This window comes from Mycoplasma bradburyae, assembly GCF_024338845.1.
In the GTDB taxonomy this organism is placed as follows: Bacteria; Bacillota_I; Bacilli_A; order Mycoplasmatales; family Mycoplasmoidaceae; genus Mycoplasmoides; species Mycoplasmoides bradburyae.
In genome coordinates this window covers 696867-718534 of sequence record NZ_CP101414.1, presented here as the reverse complement: position 1 = coordinate 718534, position 21668 = coordinate 696867, and the positions used below count along the sequence as shown (strand labels likewise).

19 protein-coding genes are annotated in these 21668 nt (G+C 30.1%); 17 read left to right on the top strand and 2 right to left on the bottom strand.

Going from position 1 to position 21668, the window contains the following annotated elements:
- The first annotated feature begins 112 nt into the window (after positions 1 to 112).
- From dnaK to NMG68_RS02760, 13 genes are all read left to right on the top strand, one after another.
- Complete coding sequence (gene dnaK, locus NMG68_RS02820; protein ID WP_255034451.1) at positions 113 to 1894, top strand: molecular chaperone DnaK; 1782 nt, start codon at positions 113 to 115, stop codon at positions 1892 to 1894.
- Between the two features lie 132 nt (positions 1895 to 2026).
- Positions 2027 to 4189, top strand: a complete 2163-nt coding sequence (locus tag NMG68_RS02815; RefSeq protein WP_255034450.1) for an MIP family Ig-specific serine endopeptidase — start codon at positions 2027 to 2029, stop codon at positions 4187 to 4189.
- 297 nt (positions 4190 to 4486) lie between these two features.
- The gene (locus tag NMG68_RS02810) at positions 4487 to 6184 is read left to right on the top strand and encodes a hypothetical protein (RefSeq protein WP_255034449.1); all 1698 of its coding nucleotides are present in this window, start codon (positions 4487 to 4489) and stop codon (positions 6182 to 6184) included.
- A gap of 324 nt (positions 6185 to 6508) precedes the next feature.
- Positions 6509 to 7132, top strand: a complete 624-nt coding sequence (gene rpsD, locus NMG68_RS02805; RefSeq protein WP_255034448.1) for a 30S ribosomal protein S4 — start codon at positions 6509 to 6511, stop codon at positions 7130 to 7132.
- A 21-nt stretch (positions 7133 to 7153) separates the two neighbouring features.
- The gene (rpsL, locus tag NMG68_RS02800; protein ID WP_255034447.1) at positions 7154 to 7579 is read left to right on the top strand and encodes a 30S ribosomal protein S12; all 426 of its coding nucleotides are present in this window, start codon (positions 7154 to 7156) and stop codon (positions 7577 to 7579) included.
- 9 nt (positions 7580 to 7588) lie between these two features.
- Positions 7589 to 8056 (top strand): 30S ribosomal protein S7, encoded by a 468-nt coding sequence (gene rpsG, locus NMG68_RS02795; RefSeq protein ID WP_255034446.1) that lies wholly within the window; start codon positions 7589 to 7591, stop codon positions 8054 to 8056.
- Between the two features lie 12 nt (positions 8057 to 8068).
- Entirely contained in the window at positions 8069 to 10141 is a 2073-nt protein-coding gene (fusA, locus tag NMG68_RS02790) for an elongation factor G (RefSeq protein ID WP_255034445.1), read from the top strand.
- Positions 10142 to 10245: 104 nt separating this feature from the next.
- Positions 10246 to 11337 (top strand): hypothetical protein, encoded by a 1092-nt coding sequence (locus NMG68_RS02785; protein WP_255034444.1) that lies wholly within the window; start codon positions 10246 to 10248, stop codon positions 11335 to 11337.
- 247 nt (positions 11338 to 11584) lie between these two features.
- Positions 11585 to 12406, top strand: coding sequence for an aromatic motif membrane protein (locus NMG68_RS02780; protein WP_255034443.1), 822 nt, complete (start codon positions 11585 to 11587; stop codon positions 12404 to 12406).
- Positions 12384 to 13322, top strand: coding sequence for an aromatic motif membrane protein (locus NMG68_RS02775; protein WP_255034442.1), 939 nt, complete (start codon positions 12384 to 12386; stop codon positions 13320 to 13322). The genes NMG68_RS02780 and NMG68_RS02775 overlap by 23 nt, the downstream gene beginning before the upstream one ends.
- Before the next feature lies 1 nt (position 13323).
- Positions 13324 to 15042 (top strand): hypothetical protein, encoded by a 1719-nt coding sequence (locus tag NMG68_RS02770; RefSeq protein WP_255034441.1) that lies wholly within the window; start codon positions 13324 to 13326, stop codon positions 15040 to 15042.
- A gap of 1 nt (position 15043) precedes the next feature.
- Positions 15044 to 15763 (top strand): ABC transporter ATP-binding protein, encoded by a 720-nt coding sequence (locus NMG68_RS02765; protein WP_255034440.1) that lies wholly within the window; start codon positions 15044 to 15046, stop codon positions 15761 to 15763.
- Complete coding sequence (locus NMG68_RS02760) at positions 15744 to 16766, top strand: hypothetical protein (protein WP_255034439.1); 1023 nt, start codon at positions 15744 to 15746, stop codon at positions 16764 to 16766. Before NMG68_RS02765 ends, NMG68_RS02760 begins: the two co-directional genes overlap by 20 nt.
- Before the next feature lie 3 nt (positions 16767 to 16769).
- Here the strand turns inward: NMG68_RS02760 and NMG68_RS02755 are convergent, their stop codons facing one another.
- Positions 16770 to 17408 carry a hypothetical protein gene (locus tag NMG68_RS02755; protein ID WP_255034438.1) on the bottom strand — a complete coding sequence of 213 codons (639 nt, stop codon included), beginning with the start codon at positions 17406 to 17408 and terminating at the stop codon, positions 16770 to 16772.
- Between the two features lie 78 nt (positions 17409 to 17486).
- On the opposite strand from NMG68_RS02755, the gene rpmB reads away from it, so the two are divergent.
- Entirely contained in the window at positions 17487 to 17681 is a 195-nt protein-coding gene (gene rpmB, locus NMG68_RS02750) for a 50S ribosomal protein L28 (protein WP_255034437.1), read from the top strand.
- Positions 17682 to 17754: 73 nt separating this feature from the next.
- The gene (locus tag NMG68_RS02745) at positions 17755 to 18168 is read left to right on the top strand and encodes an OsmC family protein (protein ID WP_255034436.1); all 414 of its coding nucleotides are present in this window, start codon (positions 17755 to 17757) and stop codon (positions 18166 to 18168) included.
- Between the two features lie 70 nt (positions 18169 to 18238).
- Here NMG68_RS02745 and NMG68_RS02740 read toward each other — a convergent pair whose 3' ends face one another.
- Positions 18239 to 19558 (bottom strand): hypothetical protein, encoded by a 1320-nt coding sequence (locus NMG68_RS02740; protein ID WP_255034435.1) that lies wholly within the window; start codon positions 19556 to 19558, stop codon positions 18239 to 18241.
- Between the two features lie 65 nt (positions 19559 to 19623).
- Between NMG68_RS02740 and rsmI the strand changes: the two genes are divergently transcribed.
- Positions 19624 to 20448, top strand: a complete 825-nt coding sequence (gene rsmI, locus NMG68_RS02735) for a 16S rRNA (cytidine(1402)-2'-O)-methyltransferase (RefSeq protein ID WP_255034434.1) — start codon at positions 19624 to 19626, stop codon at positions 20446 to 20448.
- Positions 20423 to 21667, top strand: coding sequence for an AAA family ATPase (locus NMG68_RS02730; RefSeq protein ID WP_255034433.1), 1245 nt, complete (start codon positions 20423 to 20425; stop codon positions 21665 to 21667). The genes rsmI and NMG68_RS02730 overlap by 26 nt, the downstream gene beginning before the upstream one ends.
- Position 21668 lies beyond the last annotated feature (1 nt).

The following is a 21668-nucleotide window of genomic DNA, read 5'->3' as shown; positions in this document are numbered from 1 at the left end:
CTAAAATAAATTAGCAATCTTATTGTAAAAGTGCTAATTTTTTATTATAATCTTATACATATAACTAAAACCAAATAATTGGAATCAACTAATCGAAAGGATTAAATTAAGAATGTCTGATAATAACAACGGATTAATTATTGGTATTGACTTAGGAACAACCAACTCTTGTGTATGTGTAATGGAAGGTACACAAAAGACTGTAATTGAAAACCCTGAAGGTAAAAGAACTACTCCATCTGTAGTTTCTTACAAGAATGGTGAAATTATTGTTGGTGATGCTGCTAAACGTCAAATGCTAACAAACCCTAACACTATCGTTTCTATTAAACGTTTAATGGGTACTAGCAAAAAAGTTAAAATCAACGATAAAGGTGTAGAAAAAGAATTATCTCCAGAAGAAGTTTCTGCTAGCATCTTAAGTTATCTTAAAGATTTTGCTGAAAAGAAAACTGGGCAAAAAATTACAAGAGCTGTAATTACTGTTCCAGCTTATTTCAACGACGCAGAACGTCAAGCAACTAAAACAGCTGGTAAGATCGCTGGTTTAAACGTAGAAAGAATTATTAACGAACCTACAGCTGCTGCTTTAGCTTACGGTATTGATAAAGGTGATCGTGAAATGAAGGTTCTTGTGTATGACCTTGGGGGTGGTACATTCGACGTTTCATTACTTGATATTGCTGATGGTACTTTCGAAGTTATGGCTACTGCTGGTGATAACAGACTTGGTGGTGATGACTGAGATAACAAGATTATTGAATGAATCATTGAACAAATCAAGAAAGATCACCCATCATTAGACCTTAAGTCTGATAAGATGGCTATGCAAAGATTAAAAGAAGCTGCTGAAAGAGCTAAAATTGAATTATCAGCTCAATTAGAAGCAATCATCTCATTACCATTTATCGCAGTTACTCCTGAAGGTCCAGTTAACGCTGAATTAACTTTATCTAGATCTAAGTTCGAAGAATTCACTAAAGATTTAGTTGAAAGAACTAGAAACCCAATCGCTGACGTATTAAAAGAAGCTAAAGTTGAGCCTAGCCAAATTGATGAAATTCTTTTAGTTGGTGGTTCTACAAGAATGCCAGCTGTTCAAAAACTAGTTGAATCTATGATTCCTGGTAAATCTCCTAACCGTACAATTAACCCAGACGAAGTAGTTGCTCTAGGTGCTGCTGTACAAGGTGGGGTTTTACGTGGGGATGTTAAAGATATCTTATTATTAGACGTAACTCCTTTAACATTAGCTATTGAAACTTTAGGTGGTGTTGCTACTCCAATTATTAAGAGAAACACAACTATTCCAGTTTCAAAATCACAAATTTTCTCAACAGCTCAAGATAACCAAGAATCAGTTGACGTTTCAATCTACCAAGGTGAACGTCCAATGGCTAGAGAAAATAAATCATTAGGTACATTCTCTCTAGGAGGTATTCAACCAGCTCCTAAAGGTAAGCCGCAAATTGAAATTACTTTCAACATCGATGCTAACGGTATCTTAAACGTTAAAGCTAAAGACTTAACAACTGGTAAAGAAAACAGTATTACAATCTCTAACTCAAGTGAATTAGATGAAAACGAAATCCAAAGAATGATTCGTGATGCTGAAGCAAACAAAGAACGTGACGCTATTGTTAAACAAAGAATTGAAATGCGTTACGAAGGTGAAGGTATCGTGAATACAATCAATGAAATTCTTGGATCTAAAGAAGCTGAAGCTCTACCTGCTGAAGAAAAAGCAAGTCTTACTAAGATTGTTGACGGTATTAACAGTGCTCTTAAAACTGAAAAATGAGACGAACTTAAGACACAAATCGACGGATTCAAAAAATGACGTGATGATATGTCTAAGAAATATGGTGGCGGAGAAGGTGGAGAAAGCAAATAGTATTTGCTAACCAAACCAACTAAAACATGTAGGCAACTAAACCTACATGTTTTTTTTATTACGTTGTCAATGCAGCTATATTTCTTAACAATAATTTATAATATATAAATTAACAAAAGATTAGGAAAAATTATGCTAAGGAAAACTGGCTGATTTAAGTTATTATGTGGATTAAGTGCGGTCAGTGTTGTTGCATCATCATGTTTTGATCCAAATAAACTCTTTTTTTCAGATAAAAATAAAGTTGATGTTAATAGTATAACTAATGATGATCTAAAAATTGAATATAAAAAAGAACATTCAAAAATTTTTGCGAGTCAAATCGATCTTGATAATTATCAAGAGTATTTCGTTGTCAAATTGATTAAAAAAAATGATAACAAAGATCTTACTGATTATATAAATATTGATCTTGGCGATTTCAATGCTGATGATGAAAATGGTGTTTTATCTTTTATTGTTAGCGTATCGGTTAAAAATGGTGATCCTAAGATTAAACGATCATACAGTTTGGAAATAGATGGATTCTTGAAGAATCCAAGAAATAATAATAATAATAATAATTCATCTAATAGCGAAACAACTAATTCACCGGTAATTATTCAACCAAATCAACCTAAATTAGATAAACCAATTCAACCAGAAATTATTCCTCCAACAGAATCTAAACCAGAAATGAATAATGATCTTGGTAATGATTTATCTAGCGGTAACAATTCTGGTGATAATTTAGATAATAGCGAACCGGATTCATCTGAAACTAGTAGTCCATCTAATCGCGCGGAAGTCAAAGTATTTAGTGATAATGAAATTTATCATAAGATTTATAAACGATCTTTTTCGTTGCAATTTTATACTCGTTACAATTTTAATGATCCTAAAGATCAAATGAATAAAACGCTTTATTACGTAACTAATGGTACGGGTTGATTGTTAGATTATCAAAAGAGTGTTTTAAATCCTAATCTTTACCGATTATATGTAGCAACAAACCTACATGTAGCTCAAACATTATGAAGAGCTAATGATTTTGATAATCCAATAAACGATTTAGAAAAAATTCCAGAAACAGTTGGTTTTTCAATTGGTAAATCTGATGATGTTAGTTTTTATCCTAAACCAACACCATCATTTAATAAGCCGGCTAAATACGTAACTTTATTAGAAGATCTTCCTTTTTATAATAAAGTACCCGATAATCAAAATACTTATCGAGTAAGTTCTAATAGATTATTAACAATTCCTAGAACGATATTTGCTGCTGTTGATTTTGTTCGCGATGAACAAACTAAAAGGGATTTTTCATCGTTATGAAATAGCCAATTCAAGGGACAATTTATCAATGGAGGTCTTGGTGGGCAAAATCTTTTAGAAAGTGCTTATTCTGATAATAAACAAGACAGAGAGAGGTTGGCAGATCAATTTATTCAAAAAGGTATTGGTTTATACAAAGACTTTGCTGTTATTAGTTTTGAAGTAAATATTGCTCAAGATATTGATTCACTTAATCCAAGAGCGCTGATAGGAAGTAAATTGCTTCGTAAATATGTTTTAGATGCTGTCGATGAGCTTAACGAATCAGTAAAAGTTGCTAAAACCCCAGGTCAATACAACTTAACTAATCCAAACCTACCTTATGTTGATATAGATTATCCTTCAGTTAAAACTTCAACTGACACCGCAATTAGTCTTGATGACATACATAAAGCTTATATTGCTGGTTATCCAGGGATCGATGAATTAAATGATCAAAATAAAACAGTTAACCGATTCAAATGGGTGCAAAACAATTTAAGCAAAAATCCAGATAGTTTGTTGTCTGGAAATATCAATAAAAATCTTTTAGGTAGATTACAAACCTTTAATGGAAAGATTCAATCTTATCACAATAAGTATTACCATCAATACGGAATTACCCAAGAAGTAGAACGATCATCATTGCAAGCAGGTTCTAGTGGTAGTGTTGTTTATTCTAAGTATGGATTACCTTATGGGATTTTCTGAGGTGGGTATAATAGTGGAAGTAAAGATGGATTTGTTGCACAACAAGAACGAGGAGTTTTTGATTATTTAGCTCAATCTAAAAAAACTGAATTTAAATTCAATATTCGATTTGATGATTCAGATCAACCAATGAAATATAAGATTAATATTGAAGCGTACAATCTTATTGATGGGACAGATAAAACTAAATATCCTAACCAGACTAATTCTTATCGTGAAGCATTGAGAAAATATCTTGCCACTAAATCTCACGAAAAAACTAAAGGCACATTCTTATTCCCTCAACCATAAAATAAGTCTAACCAATCATAACCATATATAATAAGTAGATATTCTTATATATCTACTTTTTTAATTGTTTTTTATTTTCTATTCTATTATCGATATAATTTATATATGTTCATTTTGAATTATCTTGTCTTTCTAGCAGATAGAATGACAATATAGCTAATAATGAATAAATAAGAATAATAAAAGAAATTAACTGTTAAATATAGACTAAAGCATATTTTGCAAATTTTTGAAAAAATAGTGCAAAATATTAATCTGTATAAAACCTATTTATTTAAGAAAGGCTTTGTAAATAATATGAAACGATCTAAAAAATTAATTATTAGTTTAGGTGCTGTGTTGCCAATGGTTGGAACTCTTGCGCTAAGCTCTTGTGGTAAGATGGCTCAAGCAAGCAAACAATATGAATTCAAAGCTGATGCTGATTTTAGAAAAGCAGCTTTTGGAAATATTGGGACAATTAACCAAGTTAAAAATGTTGTAGAAAATTCGTTACAGATACCTGCGGATGCTCCTGCTGGCACTATGATGAGTGGTACTGCTATGGGTACAAATAATGGTGCTGGTGGTAATACTACAAGCTCTAGATCTAGTCTTGTTTTAGTTGAAGGTGATACTTCTGGTAGCGGAGGAACAGGTGGTACTGATTCATCAACAGCTCCAGCTCCTGCTACTCCTGCAGCTCAACCTGAAGCTAAACCAGCTGAACAAATGTTCATGGGTGCTTGAAAGCAATTTAGAGCAATCATCGATAAAATGACTGATGGCGAAGCTAAAAATAAAGCAAATGAAGCTATCAAAACATTTAAAGCTGATTTCAAAACTAAATTTGGTGAATTATTAAAATTTGGCGGTGATAACATGACTGCTCTAACAAATGGAAGTGCTACATTAGAACAATTGAACGCAGCTAGAGATAGTTTTGTAGCTAAATGAAAAGAAGTATTTACTGTATACAACACTTTTGGAAAAGCTCTTAACCAATCAGTTATTTTTGACACAACTAAAACTTTAAGAGAATTAGCTCAAGCTGGTGATGGACTAAAAACTTTCTACAAACTTAATAATGTAGACGTTTACAATTTCTCTAAACCTGTAGCTGGCGATTCATACAATGACTTAGCTAGATTCTTCGAAGCTTTAAACGGTTTCTTAGGAACTCAATTCAGCAACAACTCAACTCCTGAAAACGTTTTCAAACTATTCGGTAACATCATGGCTCTACTTATGGACCGTGAATTAAGAATTATTGATGGTGCTATTAACGCTGTTCAATTAACTACTCCAGCTAATAACAAAGCAGGTGTTGAAGCTAAATTATTAGCTAACTTAAACAAAGGTTCAACAATTTTAGCTAGATTCAATAAAGCTACTGAAGTTGTTAAATCTGTTAAAGATCAAACTGACATGTGAGCTGCTAACGCTATCATTAAAAAAGAAGGTAACGCTCAATCTAAGTTACAAATGGCTGTAGCTAAAGCTAATGAAGAATCTAAAAAAGTTTTATCTAAATTAAGCGATGCTATCTATGGTAACGAAGCTAACATGCCTGGATTTACTAAAAAAGGTTTATTAAACTCTGTTGATGCTTTAAGCAAACAATTAAAAGCTGCTGAATCTTACGTTTCAAGCAACTACACTAGTTTAGACAACTTTGTAAGCTTCTACAAGATGACTAACTCAACTTGAATGGATGCCGTTGGTATCTTCTTAAACACTAGACCGATTGCAGGTTTAACTAATGACGCAATCGAAAAATTAGCTCCAGCAGCAGCAGATACTGATGCTATGCTATTCACTGAAATCAAAACTCAATTAAAAGCATTGATCGCAGCTACTCCTAGCTTAACTAAAGTTGGTGACGGTCAAGACGTTAAGTCAGCATTCTACCTAAACCAAATGGTAAGAACAATTACATCTGATAACCAAGCTAGATTAGCTTCTATCGGTGAAGGCGTTGACGGTTTCAAAAACTACGCTAACATGTCTCTTTAATCGAGATCATAATTAATTAAAACCATAAATTAAACCACTAAAAAGGTTTAATTTATTATCTTATCTTAACAAGATGCATTAGTTCTAATTTTTTCAGCTAAGAAATTAAGCATTTTGTTATATAATATATAAAGCACGTTCAGCAAACTAATATTAAACTAAAACAAAGGATGCGTAATAGTTTTATATAAAAAGCTATTGGGTTCGTTACTAGGTAGGCTGATATTACCGAAAGCGTTTAACATCTTTTTATTATTTAAGAATTAGTTTTATATCTAATGTTTGTTTGCGTGTATAAATTCACATAAACAAGGATTTTCATAAATGTCACGATATACAGGCAGTATTTATCGTAAATCTAGAAGATTGAATTTCTCAATTCTTGAATCTGGAAAAGAATTTACGAATAACAAGTCAAAAAAAGGTGTTAAAGTTCCTGGACAACATGGATCTTTAATTCGTCCTAAATTATCAAACTACGGTGAACAATTACAAGAAAAGCAAAAAATGCAATTCATGTATGGTTTAAACGACCGTCAGTTTAGAAGATTATTCGCTGTATCTAAAAAGATGAGCGGGATCTTAACAATGAACCTATTTAGAACTCTAGAATCTAGACTTGATAGTTTAGTGTTCCGTATGGGTTTTGCACCAACTAGAAGAGGTGCTAGACAATTAGTTAACCATGGTCACGTATTAGTGAATGGTAAAACTTTTGATATTCCTAGTGCGATTATTCCATTAGGATCAGTAATCGAATTAAAACAAAGAGCTCACAACTTACCATTAGTTAAATTGGCTTTAGAATCTAAAGCTACAGCTCCGTTTGTTGAAGTAAATAAAAAAACATTATCAGGAACTTATGTAAGATATCCAGAACGTAATGAACTACCTGCTGATATCAATGAATCATACGTTGTTGAGTACTACAAACGTTTAGTTAAATAAGGTAGGAGATAAATACATAATATGGCAACAATTGCACAACTTATTAGAAAACCAAGAAAAAATAAAGTTAGAAAATCTAAATCTCCAGCGTTACAAGTTAATTTAAACACCCTAGAAAAAAAGATTACTGACAAATCATCTCCATTTAAAAGAGGTGTATGTACTCGTGTAGGGACAATGACTCCCAAAAAACCTAACTCAGCGTTACGTAAATATGCTAAGGTTAAATTAACAAACGGAATGGAAGTATTAGCTTATATTCCAGGTGAAGGTCATAACTTACAAGAACACTCTGTTGTGTTAATCAGAGGTGGTCGTGTAAAAGACTTACCAGGGGTAAGATATCACATTGTTCGTGGTACATTAGACACTACTGGTGTAGATAAAAGAAGACAACAACGTTCTGCATATGGTGCAAAACGTCCGAAAGCAGATAAGAAAAAATAGGTCTAAGATATGCGTAAAAATCAAGCTGAAAAAAGAAAAGTACTACCAGACCCAGTTTATAACTCAGTACTGGTTACAAGAGCGATCAACACCATTATGCTAGATGGTAAAAAAGGGATAGCTCAAAAGATTCTATATGGTTCATTTGATGTGATAGCTGAAAAAACTCAAAAAGACCCATTAGAAATATTTAATAAAGCAGTAGAAAACATCATGCCAAGACTAGAACTTAAAGTTCGTCGTATTGCTGGTGCTAACTATCAAGTACCTACTGATGTAAGTCCTGAAAGAAAAGTTACTTTAGCACTTAGATGATTAGTAACTTTCTCAAGAAAACGTCACGAAAAAACAATGTTAGAAAAAATTGCTAACGAAATTATTGATGCTTCAAACAATGTAGGTGCATCAGTTAAAAAACGTGAAGATACTCACAAAATGGCAGAAGCTAACAAAGCGTTTGCTCATATGAGAATGTAATTATAAACAATTATGGCTAGACAATATCCTTTAGAAAAATTCAGAAACTTCGGTATCATGGCTCATATTGATGCCGGTAAAACAACAACTTCTGAAAGAATTTTATTCCATTCAGGTAAGACTCACAAAATCGGTGAAACTCACGATGGTGCGTCAGTTATGGACTGAATGGCTCAAGAAAAAGAACGTGGTATTACGATTACATCAGCAGCTACTTCAGTTACTTGAAAAGATTGCCAATTAAACTTAATTGATACCCCTGGACACGTTGACTTTACTGTTGAAGTTGAACGTTCATTAAGAGTATTAGATGGTGCTGTAGCAGTATTAGATGCTCAAATGGGTGTAGAACCTCAAACTGAAACTGTTTGACGTCAAGCAAGTAGATACGAAGTGCCTAGAATTGTTTTTGTAAACAAAATGGATAAAACTGGTGCTAACTTCGAAAAATCAGTTGCTTCAATCCACTCTCGTTTAGGTGTTAAAGCGGTTCCAATTCAATTACCAATAGGTTCTGAAAGTGATTTCAACGGAATCATCGATTTAGTTGAAATGAAAGCATACTTCTTTGATGGTGGTGAAAACGAAAACTACGAAATCAAAGATATTCCTGCTGAATTCAAAGAACAAGCTGATAAAGCTTATGCTCACATGTTAGATGAAGTTGTAACATTTGATGAAGCAGTAATGGAAAAATACTTAAACGGAGAACAAGTTACAAAAGAAGAAATCAAATCTTGTATCCGTAAAGGGGTTATTTCATCTTCTTTATTCCCAGTTCTTTGTGGTACAGCATTTAAGAATAAAGGTGTTAAACCTTTATTAGATGCAGTAGTTGATTACTTACCTTCACCAGTTGATGTACCAGCTGCTAAAGGTTACAAAGGCGATGAAGAAGTTCGTATCTCAACAAGTGATGATGCTCCATTTGTTGGATTAGCTTTTAAAGTTGCTACTGACCCTTATGTTGGTAGATTAACATTCCTTAGAGTGTATTCTGGGGTGTTAACTTCAGGTTCTTATGTTTACAACACAACTAAAGATAAAAAAGAACGTGTTTCAAGAATTGTTAAGATGCACGCTCAACAACGTAATGAAATCGATGAAATCAGAGCTGGTGATATCTGTGCAATCGTAGGTCTTAAAGATACAACGACTGGAGATACAATTACATCAGAAGGACAAGAAGTTACATTAGAATCAATGTCTTTTGCTGAACCAGTAATCTCATTAGCTGTTGAACCTAAAACTAAAGCTGACCAAGAAAAAATGGGTCTATCATTATCTAAATTAGCTGAAGAAGATCCAACATTCAGAACATTTACTGATGAAGAAACAGGTCAAACAATTATTGCTGGTATGGGTGAATTACACCTTGACATCTTAGTTGACCGTTTAAGAAGAGAATTCAAAGTTGATGTTAATGTAGGTGCGCCTCAAGTAAGCTACCGTGAAACATTAAAAGCGAAAGCTGATGTTGAAGGTAAATACATTAAACAATCAGGTGGTAGAGGTCAATATGGTCACGTAGTGATTACATTTGAACCTAACCATGAAAAAGGATTTGAATTCGAAGATAAGATCGTTGGTGGTAAGATTCCTAAAGAATACATTAAGTCAGTTAAAGCAGGTTTGGAAGCTGCTATGAACAACGGACCTTTAGCTGGTTACCCAATGATCGATATTAAAGCGAGTTTATTTGATGGTTCATACCACGATGTTGACTCAAACGAAATGGCTTATAAGATTGCTGCATCAATGGCGCTTAAAGAAGCTGGTAAACGATGTCAACCCGCTTTATTAGAACCGATTATGGGAATTGAAGTAACTGTTCCTGAACAATACTTCGGTGACACTATGGGTGATATCTCTTCTAGAAGAGGGATGATTGAAGGGACTGAATCACGCGATAATATTCAAGTAATTAAAGCAAAAGTTCCTTTAAGTGAAATGTTTGGTTACGCAACAGATCTAAGATCATTCACTCAAGGTCGTGGAAACTACATTATGCAGTTCTCTCACTACGCAGAAGCTCCTAAATCAGTAGTTGAAAAAGTAATTGAAGCTAAATCTAAAAAAGCTTAGTATAACTACTAATACAAAAATAATTAAGATAAGTAAGATTTTTATTTAAAAAAGAATTTTAATTATTTAAAATAAGGATAACAGCTTTTGCTGAACAAACTATAATGGGTCAAGATTTAAATACATTAAAAAAACGTAGATTGATAGCTATTATTTTAATGGCTATCGGAGGTATTGCCTTAATATTGGGTATCGCATTCCTTGCGATATTAGCTATTCCTTCAAATGAAATTAATGTTAAGGTGATGGAAAATGGAATGGAATCTATTCAAATGATTAATGTTAGTACATTCCAATTCTTATTAAATTCTTATGAAGGATATGAATTAAGTATTGAAGGAATTTTACAAATTGTTGGTGCTGGTATAGGGTTAGTAGCAGCTATCGCTTTACTAGCCGCTGGTGGTATCTTCTTTATGAAAACAAGACGCCAAATGATTGAAGCGATCATGGCTATGCAAGCTTCTGAAGAAGAATACGAAGAACAAGCTCAAGAACAAGAAGAAGTTGCTGAAAATCAAACTGAAGAAGTTAAACCTGAACCTTTAAGCACAGAAGCATTAAACGCTCAACCTACTCAAGCAGTTCCTACTGGTAATATTCCTACAGAACAACTTAATACTCAGGCAGTTGCTGCGCAATTTGGTAACGCTCCAACAATGCAAGTTGGTAACCAACCAAACAACATGAATCCAAATCCTAATGGAATGCCTAATCAACAAATGGGTCCTGGGTTTGGTCAAATGCCTGGTGGTCCAAGACCAATGCCTAATCAACATGGTCAATTTAACCAACAACAAATGCCAGGTCAAAACCCAACTATGCAAATAGGCGGACCTAGATGAATGCCTGGTCAAGCTCCTATGCCTGGTGCACAAGGTCAAAGACCAATGCTTGGTCAAAACCCAGCAATGGGTCCAAGACCAATGCCAAATCAACCAGGTCAACAACCTAATCCTAACGCACAAGGTCCAAGACCAATGCCTAACCAACAACCAGGTCAAAATCCAACTATGCAAATAGGTGGACCTAGACCAATGCCTAACCAACAACCTGGTCAAAACCCAGCAATGGGTCCAAGACCGATGCCAAATCAACCAGGTCAACAACCTATGCAAAATGGCCCAAGACCTATGCCAGGTCAAAACCCAGCAATGGGTCCAAGACCAATGCCTAACCAAGGTCCTAAAAAATAATAATTGCCAAATGATCTACGAAAATAAACCGCATAATAGCGGTTTATTTTTTTATATACAAAACATTACGATCAAATAAATCTAATACAAATATAATAATATTTCATCAAAAATCAAATATTTGTATTGATTTAAATTTAAAAATAAAGCAGTTACAAAATGGGTAAAAATTATTTAAAAAAATTATAAAAAAGCTAAGATTTGTTATTTACAAATAATATAAATTAATTTATAATTTTTATAAATTATGTTTAAAAAAATAGTATTGGCTTCTTCTGCTTTGATCGTTCCATTAAGCTCTTGTTCTAATATAGCTAATGGTTCTAACTATCTATTAAAACAAGCGACATCAGAAGAAAAAGAGCAAGAAAAAACAAATCAATTACTAAACGAGTTTTTATTAAAAATGTATAAAACTCAGGATGTAGTTAATAAATATATTGAAGCACAAAAAAAATCAGAAGAATCAATAATAAAATCATTAGATGTTTATCTAAGATTGTATAACGGATTTAATATAGCGACTGATTCAGATTATGCTTACGGTAGGTCTATTGAAGATGTTGGATTTATCAGAGGAGTATCACTAGATATTCAAGATGCAACTGTTCAAATCTTCAGATTTATTAAAAGTGATTTTTATACTTTCTTAACGAACTACAATAAATTTAAATTTGTTGGTTATTTAGATGGTAATGATAAATTCAATAAAGATATTGAAGGATATTTTTATGAAATGAGTTTTTTAAAAACTTATCACAAGGAAAAAGGTATTGATGTTTTTTATGTTCCTAAAACTAATCAAATTATTGATTACAAAGAAATAAACAATTATCACTTCTTTAAATTTGCTGATTATTCGATAGCATCGATAAAAAATGTGGGTGATAAGTACTACATTATGCCACTAATCCATATGGTTAAGAATGATAAAAATGAAAATGTCGATGTAGATATTCAAGAATTCTATGAATATATGAATATGGAAGAACCTACTACTGAAAAGATTCAAAAATGAAATGAAAAATATGGAGTAGCAATTAGTTATGCGCTTAGGATGACTCTCTAAATTATTATCAATAGGTGTGCTAGCATCAACATTATCTACATCTTGTGTTAATTTAAATCGCGAAAATTCTGATATTTTAAAAACCCAATCAACAGCTAAAGATAATCAATTAGTTTTATCAAAAGATGAATATATTAAACAAACAGCGATACAAGAAATATTAAATCAAGTTTACCAAGAAGATGTAGATTCTAAAAATACTTATATTCAAGAACAGTTAGATACAAAATCTAATGAAATATTCGAAGAATTTCAAAACACTTTAGCTTACTATAATTTAAGCGTTGTTAGAATCTACTCTAATCCATTTGCTGATACGCCCGAAGATTTTATTACTGGAAGAAGAAAATTCATTAAATTAATTAATGATAATTGATTATTCTTTTTATACAACTATCATAAATTGCAATTTCTAGGATCTTCACCGGCATTAATTAATAGTAGTGATGAATTTAATAGAAAATACTCAGCTAAATTAAAATGAATTCTTCAAGCAGATAGTAATAAAATTAAAGATTACGCAACTAATGAAATTCCTGCTTTAGAAACTGAATATGGATCTTTTTCAAAAGTTCCACCACCTGAAAAAGATGATAAAGGAATCTATAAATATCAAAATTGACCTTATTATAGAGTCTTATTTTATCTAAGAATGAATAACGATACAATCGTTTCTTTATCAGTTAATCATTTAAAAGATTTTAAAGGTGTATATCTAAATTCAAGAATCACAACACCAGAATTTATCCAAACTAAAAAAATAAAAGATTTTAGTATAGCTGAATACGCTAAAAACTTTTACAAAGTAGATAGCAACCTTGATGCTATTTCAACTAAATATAAATCATCTTCAAGTTTCTATGAAGCGCAAAACGGAGATGCAGTGCCTTATAATCTAAATTTTATTGTTAAATAATATGCAAAATCAATACAAAACTTTTTATCGTTTCTTAAATCTATTTATATGATCTAAGAAATCGATGTACATAATTCCAATTATCGGTTTTATTGTTATCTTAATATCAGGATTAGTATTAAGTCTTGTTAATAATGCTGAACTGTTTAAAACAGTTTTAATAGCACCTATTTTATCAACATTATTATTTAATGTTTTCTATAGTACAAACAGCGCGATTACCATTTTTAAATCAATGGAATCAGAAGGTGTAGAGTTATTATTATCTTCAAAACCAATATCTAGAAAAGTTAATATTTTATCAAAAATAGGATACTTATTTATTATCGGTTTCATTAGCTCAATTATTAGTTTTGTTGCTTTTAATATTGGTTTATTAGGATCACGAAATACTTCATTTTTACCGCAATTTTTTTATAATTCTTTAATTGTTAGTTCATTTTTTGTAAGCTTTTTTTGTTTTATAACTTTTGGTTTTATAACCGCTTTAATTTCAATTAAATTAAATCGTAGAATAGCTTACTTCTTAATGCCGAGTTTATTTTTACCTTTATTTTTATTAGGTAATATGAGTGGTTATTTTTCAGATACAGCAATTAACTCTTTTTCAACAAATATGTTTAACAGTCAAAAGTTAATTCCGTTCTATAACTTTTCGACTAAAAATACTAATGATGAAATCTTTATTGTTCCAAAAAACGAAAGAAAAGGATTCATTGGAGCTGAAAAAGATGCTATTAAATTAAATTACTTAGACGCTAAAGATAATTCAATCATCTTTCGATTTATGAGTTGATTAAATGTTCCTTTACAATTTGGTTTAGCTTTTTCTGAAAATGGTGGAGATTTCTTAAACACTCGTTCAATTTATAAATCTTCATTATTAAACGACACTGTTTATTATTCTCAAAACGATAACTTAAGATATAGCTATGAATTAGAAGAAAATAAAGATTTATCAACTGGAGTTGAAGGTGGTTACTTAGTACCTAACTTACCATTAACAACTGATAATGAAATTATTTATGCTTGAGAAAATGCTAATGCTGAAACACTACTTCCGCAAGATACATTTGGATTCTCAACTATCGATAATTATGCCGGAAGAATTAAATGAGATGTCATTGAAGAAGGTTTAAAAAACAAAAACAATATTAATTTCTTTCAAGAAGTTATTACAAAAAATAATGATGGTAATTTTGAGAAATTATTAAGTGATATTCATGCAAATTTACCGGAATTATTAAAAAAATATAATGATCCATTAAATGTTAAATTTAATAAATTAAACGATCTTGAAAAACAAATTTATTTATACACTTTATTTGCATACCAACTATTCTTCTTAGAAAATGGCGCTAATAATTCACCATTGCTTGAAGATGCTAAAAAATATTTAGGTGAACAAATAAAAGTAACACTAATTAACGGTGATAAATACTTCATTGGTGGTTATTCAGATTTTAGACCAATATTAAGAACGATTAATAATCCTGACGCTGATCCAAATAATGACTCAACAACCGTTATTCAAGTTGCAAGAATGCAATTAGATCCAGTTAAGGATAAAAATCTATTTATTAAGGTTAAAGATTTTTATTCAGTTAAAAGAATAAAAGATGCGGTGCCTGCATACGGACTATACTTATTTTGAGTAGCGTTAAATCTGATTTTAATAACAAGTGTATATTTTACATACAGAAGAAGAGAGTTTAAATAATATGAATCCAATTATTGAAGTAAAGAACTTTACTAAAAAATATAAAGGTGATTTTTTAGCGGTTAATAATATATCATTCCAAGTTCAGCCAGGTCAATTTCATTGCTTCATCGGTTCAAATGGTTCTGGTAAAACAACTACTATAAAATCGATTATTAATGCTAATGTTGAATTTGATGGATCTATCTTAATTAATGGTCATCTTAATAACTCTATTTACGCTAAAAAATTAATTGGTTATATTCCAGAAACATCAATTTTTCCGACGAATTTTAATGTTGATAAGTTCTTATATGGTTTTGCATTATTGTCTGGATACTCAAAAGAAGAAGCTAAACAACGCAAAAATAAGGTTGCTAAAGATTTAAATATCGAACATTTATTAAACAAAAATCCAAACAATTTATCAAGTGGTCAAAAGAAAAAAATAATGTTAGCTCAATGTTTGATTGATGAATCACAAGTAATCATCATGGATGAGCCGACAACAAACTTAGATCCATTAGCTAGAAAAGAATTGTTGGAAATATTATCTGATTTAGTTAAAAATAAAAAAACGATCTTTATAAGTACCCATAATTTATCTGAAATGTCAAAATACGCTGATTCTGTTACAATAATTGAAAAAGGTCATTTGATCTATTCTGGTGAAACTGACAAACAAGACTTAGAAGAATTTTATATAAGCAAGCTAAAAGAATATGAAAAACAAAACAATTAAGAGAATAAGTAATGTATTAGCAGGTTTTTCGTTAGTTAGTGTGTTTTTATCTAGCTGCGGTAATCTTTCTATTCCGAAAGAACGAAAAGATTTATTATTGAATGGCATGCCTAACTTAAAAAGTGAAAGCAATCCAATTGATTTATTCTTACCAAAGATTTTTACTGATAAGGACGACATTTTTATCAGTGACTGAAAAAAACGACAAGAACCCTCTAAGGAATGATTAGAAGAATTTAAAAATAACTTAAAATTTTTCCATGCTAATCGAGAAATAATTTTGTCTAAAATGCGGGAAAAATGATATTATTTCTTATCTAATTTAAAAACATTAACTTGAGGTTATACCAAAGTAGATACAGAAATATTTGATAAAGCTAGTCGCTGTAAAGGTGTAAAATTATCAGATGATTTCTATGAAAGAAAAAAAGAATTTGTAGACAGTGAAAGTGATCTTAAAAACGATCTTAATTTTGCTAACGAAAAATACATAGAAGATGCAAGAATTCCTCTTGAAGTTACTGATTCATTCTTAACTTACTATTTCTTATTAGACGATCAGCATTTCATGCTTTTAAGTTATGATTTTTCTCCAAGTAACGGCACAGGAGCTGATGGCAGACCTGATATTAATTGAAATGTTTATCGTTTTGCTAACAAGGATAGAAAACCTAACTTTAAAGAATTTGAATGAATCAAACACGCAATTCTAGCCCATTCTGGTGACTGCACTTATGAAAAAGAAGGGTTTTCTAAATTTGATAGATTATCACGTTTAGATGGCGTTTTATTGAAATACGAACTTAAAAGTATAGATTTAGGGAATGGTATTTCAGGTACAGATGAAACTATCAAAGAAGATAAATCTCAACCTAAAGATCCTAATGATTTGGATATGATTGATTTATCTAATCCGGATGGAACTGAAAGTTTGAATAAAAACAACGAAGATTCAGATAGTTCTAGAGAAACATTAGAAAGAGAATTATCAAGTATTAGCTAAAAATTAATCAATAGCTTGTTTAGAAGAATATAAGAAGATTTCAACATCCTTTGTGTTGAAATCTTTTATTTGTATATTATTTACAACAAAAGGAGTTTTAATGATTTGGTACATACCATTATCTTCATAATCTGAATAATTAATGTGTGATGCGCTAAATCCAAATAGTTCTTTGTTGTTGTCTATTAATGCTTTTGCATTGGACAAGAATTTATTATCATTTGCAAGTAATAATAATATCTGATCAAAGCCTCTTATATCATTTTGAACTTCATCGTTTAAAATCAATGTTTCGTATTTTAATAACAAGTTCTTAAACCTTTGAATAATCGATTTTAATGAACCCTTATTTTCGTCATTATCTAGATTTTCAAAAGTGTTCATTGTTTCGATATAGTCTTGTTGGTATTTCTTATTAATATTTTCAGAGTTATCTGAATAAATAAGATAACTATTTGATTGCTCATCAATAATAATTTTTGTAGCTCTCATTAAAGCTCAACTAATAAATAGTTTCTCAACTTTTTGTTTTAATAAAAAAGGGATAATATTCTTGTTTAAATTGAATTTATCAAAGATTAAAGCTTTGATCTTATTAATGATCTTATGATCAATTTGATTAATAGACAATATTTTAAGCATAACAAGATTTTAAAATATTTTAAAAGTTATTGTTAATATGTTAAAATATACAGGTATAGTAAATAATTAAAACAAAATATGGCTCGTAGAGATGATCTAACCGGGCTTGGTCCTTTAGCGGGAAATAATCGTTCTCACGCCCTAAACATTACCAAGCGTCGTTGAAACTTAAACTTGCAAAAAGTTAAAGTAAAAACTGATCGTGGTGTGCTATCTGTTAAGGTTTCAGCTAGAACGATCAGAACATTAAGAAAACTAGATCTTTTAGCATAGTTTTTAAAAATAAAATCTATATAACAGTGTCTCTTAACACTGTTATTTTTTTATTATGTAATACTTGTTTATTATGGCAACAAAAAATTACGAAATAAAAGCAAAATTAAACTCAGATAAAACAGTTACAGGAATGACTTCTAAACACGAAATCTTAATGGATGCTACAACAACCAAAGGGATGACTCCATTAGAAGCGCTTCTTAACGGTTTATGTGGATGTGAAATTAGTGTAATCAATTATTACGGTCCTAAATTATTTGGTTTAGAACTTCAAGAATTAGAAATGGAAGTTAAAGCTTGAAGAGATCCTGAACCGGCTGATGAATACTACGGTCTTAGAAAGTTATCAATTCACTGAATTGTTAAATCAAATAAAACTCTAGAAGAATTCAAAGAAATTATTAAATATGCACATAAAACATGTCCTGTATTTAATACTTTATCTGGTAGAATTGTTTTCGAAGATACTATTACCATTAAATAAAAAAATTACCTTATTAACACAATGATTCTAATTTTTAGATTCCTTGGTAAATAGGGTAATTTTTTTATACTTATAAACTTATTTTATTCTTTCTTTTATTTTGAATATATGTATCAATTTTATTTAATGCTTTTAATAAATATTTAGCTGGTAAATAATACATAAATGGAATAACTATTACATTAAAGATAATTAAAAAACTAAACAATATATTATTCGTGTCCTGATTCGTTGCGAATCTTAATAATGTTAATGGATATCAAGCAGGTTCAACATCGATACCAAAAATTATATGTAATATTAAATAACCATATATAAACCTTGAAGTTCATCCAGCTAACTGAAATCATAAAGGGTAACAAAAACCAATATGTTTGCTAAATTTATTAAATGAATTAATAAATTTATTTTTAGTTGTTTTACTTTCTAGATTAAATCCTACACAGCTATTAATTCATAATCATGACAATAAAAATATTAAAGGCGAAGCATATCCGCTAGCTAAAGCGAAATTGTATTTATTTATTCGATTGGTTTTAAAATCTAAAATAGTTTGAGCAACTATAGCAATAGCAGTTAAAATAGATAACATCAAAACCGAGAATTTAAACTTTCAAATTCTCATATATTTCCTCATATACAATCCAAAATAAAATAAAGAGATCGTATTAATAAATGAACTATATCTATGTATTTTAGATAACCAAGGATTATCCATTCCTATAGTTGGAAATTCATTGGCTATCAGGCTAGAAATGTGCGTAAAAAAACAGTAAGAGATAAGGGTTACAATCAATAATGTATTAGCAGCAAAACCACTCTTATTCAAAAAATTAATGATTAAAAAACCGAATAAATTAAATCAAAATAAAGATACAATAAAAGAGGTTCCGATAATGTTATAGTTTTGAGTCGGAAATAATGTATACAAGAAAATGTAACCATATCATTTATAAGGATCAGTACCCCATCCTATAACTTGATCTTTTTCAATTTCTTTAAGAGCAGTTATTCCTAGTTCTAATAACTTATCATTCTTATTTTGTAAAATTACTAAAGTTATTACAAATATCAAAATAATTATAAAAGCAGCAATATAAAAATAAAAATAAAAAAGTTTATTTTTATAAATATATTGCTTAAAAGTTAAATGCTTATCTGTATATATATTAAATCCTAACGCGATAGCTGATACGCAATATCCTAATCCTATAAAAGGAAATCATATTAGGTTCAAAAAAATTTTAAAACCAACTGATAGTTGGCCGCCAATCACTAAAAATCCAATTGAAGCTAAGGAGCTAACAACTCCAATAAATATTATTGCTCTTAAGCCGTTAATATTGAATTTGTAATTAGATAGCGAATTATTGTCAATATATTTTTTCATTAATGCTTTGTTTTAAGCAACATATTGATTTTATCAATTTAATTTTAAATAATTAAAATTAAGATATGGCATTGTATTTAATCGGATTACCGATAGGGAATCTTAATGAAATTAATAATAGAGCAATATCGGTTTTAAATGATTTGCAAATTATTTTTTCTGAGCACACGGATAATTTAAAAAAAATACTTAATCTGTTAAATATTAATTTCGCTGATAAAAAAATAATCAGCTATCACAAGTTTAATGAGACATCTAGATTTGATGAAGTTAGTGAATATCTAAAAAATAATGATGTAGGTATTGTAAGCGACGCTGGTTTTCCTTGCATTAACGACCCTGGTCAAAAATTAGTTAATTATCTAAGAAATAATAATTATAACGATATCATATGTATTAATGGATCTAATGCCGCTTTATGCGCATTAGCTGCTAGCGGGTTTGATAGTTCAAGATTTTATTATGGCGGATTTTTCGGTTATAAAAAACAGGAAATTATTAACGAACTTAATGAAAGGTTAAAATATCAATCTACTTTAATTTATTATGAAGCAGTTCATCGAATCAAAAGTACATTAGAAATAATAGAAGAAAGCTTTCCTGATTTAGAAGTTTGTGTAGCTAGAGAATTAACTAAAAAATTTGAGACATTCTATTTCGGAAAAATTAGCGAAATTATCGGTAAAATTGAATATAAAGGTGAATTTGTTTTATTAATCAACAAACCATCTATTAATAAAAATCATTGCGAAATAAATGAATCAATTATTGAAGAATTAAACCTTTTAATTAAATATAATATGCGCCCTAAAGATGCTTGTAAATATTTAGCTGATAAATATAATTTAAAGAGTTCTAATTTATATGCTTTTTGTATCAAACAAAAATAAAGAACCGTTTTATTCTCCTAAATCAATAGATGATTTAATAGGGCAAAAACATTTATTTCATGAATACGGATTATTAAAGAGAATGGTTGAACTTAAGAAACCATACTCTTTATTAGTAACTGGTGAACCAGGAATAGGTAAAACTACACTTTGTAATCTATTAATAGAAGAGATGAATTTACCAAGTTATAAATTCAATTCTGCTAGTGATAGCTTAACAGAATTGAAAGAATTCATCGATAAATCTAGACAATTTGATAAATGTGTCATCATTATCGATGAGATTCATCGATTACATAGAGATAAACAAGATATATTAATTAAAGGATTGGATGCTAAGTTGTTTAATTTATTCGGTATAACAACCGAAAATCCATATTTCAGTATCAATCCGGCTATTCGTTCCAGAGTTCATACAATTAGATTAACTAATCCGACTAGCACAGAACTTTTTGAAGGTTATAAAAAGATTATTAAAAATAAAAATATAACCAATATAAACGATGATATTCTTTATAAGATATCGCATATTGTAAGTGGTGATTTAAGAAAAGGGATTAACATCATAGAATTATTGAATACATATTATAAAAATATCGAAATTACCGATGATATTTTAAAAAATGTGATTGATAATAATCTTTCATTATCTTCTTATGGAGATAAATTTCATGATTTAAAATCTGCTTTACAAAAATCAATAAGAGGATCTGATCCTGATGCCGCTGTCTATTATCTTGCGCAATTAATAGCAACTAAAGATTTAACAACAATATCAAGAAGATTAATTGCATGTGCTTACGAAGATATTGGACTAGCTAATCCAGAATTATGCTCTAGAGTTTATATAGCAACTCAAGCGGCTAAAGAAGTAGGTTTTCCAGAGGCTAATCAAATACTAAGTAGTATCGTTATTGAAATGGCTCTATCAGAAAAATCTAGTAGTGCTTACGAATCAATATCTAATGCGTTAATAGATGTATTTGGTGGTGAAGCTCATGACGTTCCTTGGCATATTAAAAAGAATGCATTTGATACTTCTAACCCTTTATATAATTTTCAAAAATACAAAAACCCTCACAATTATAAAAATCACTGAGTAGATCAGGATTATTTACCTAGAGAAGTTCGAAACAAAAAATACTATGATCAACAAGATCATAATTACAACGAAAAACTAATGAATGATTATTGATTAAAATGAAGAAAAGAAAAATAGC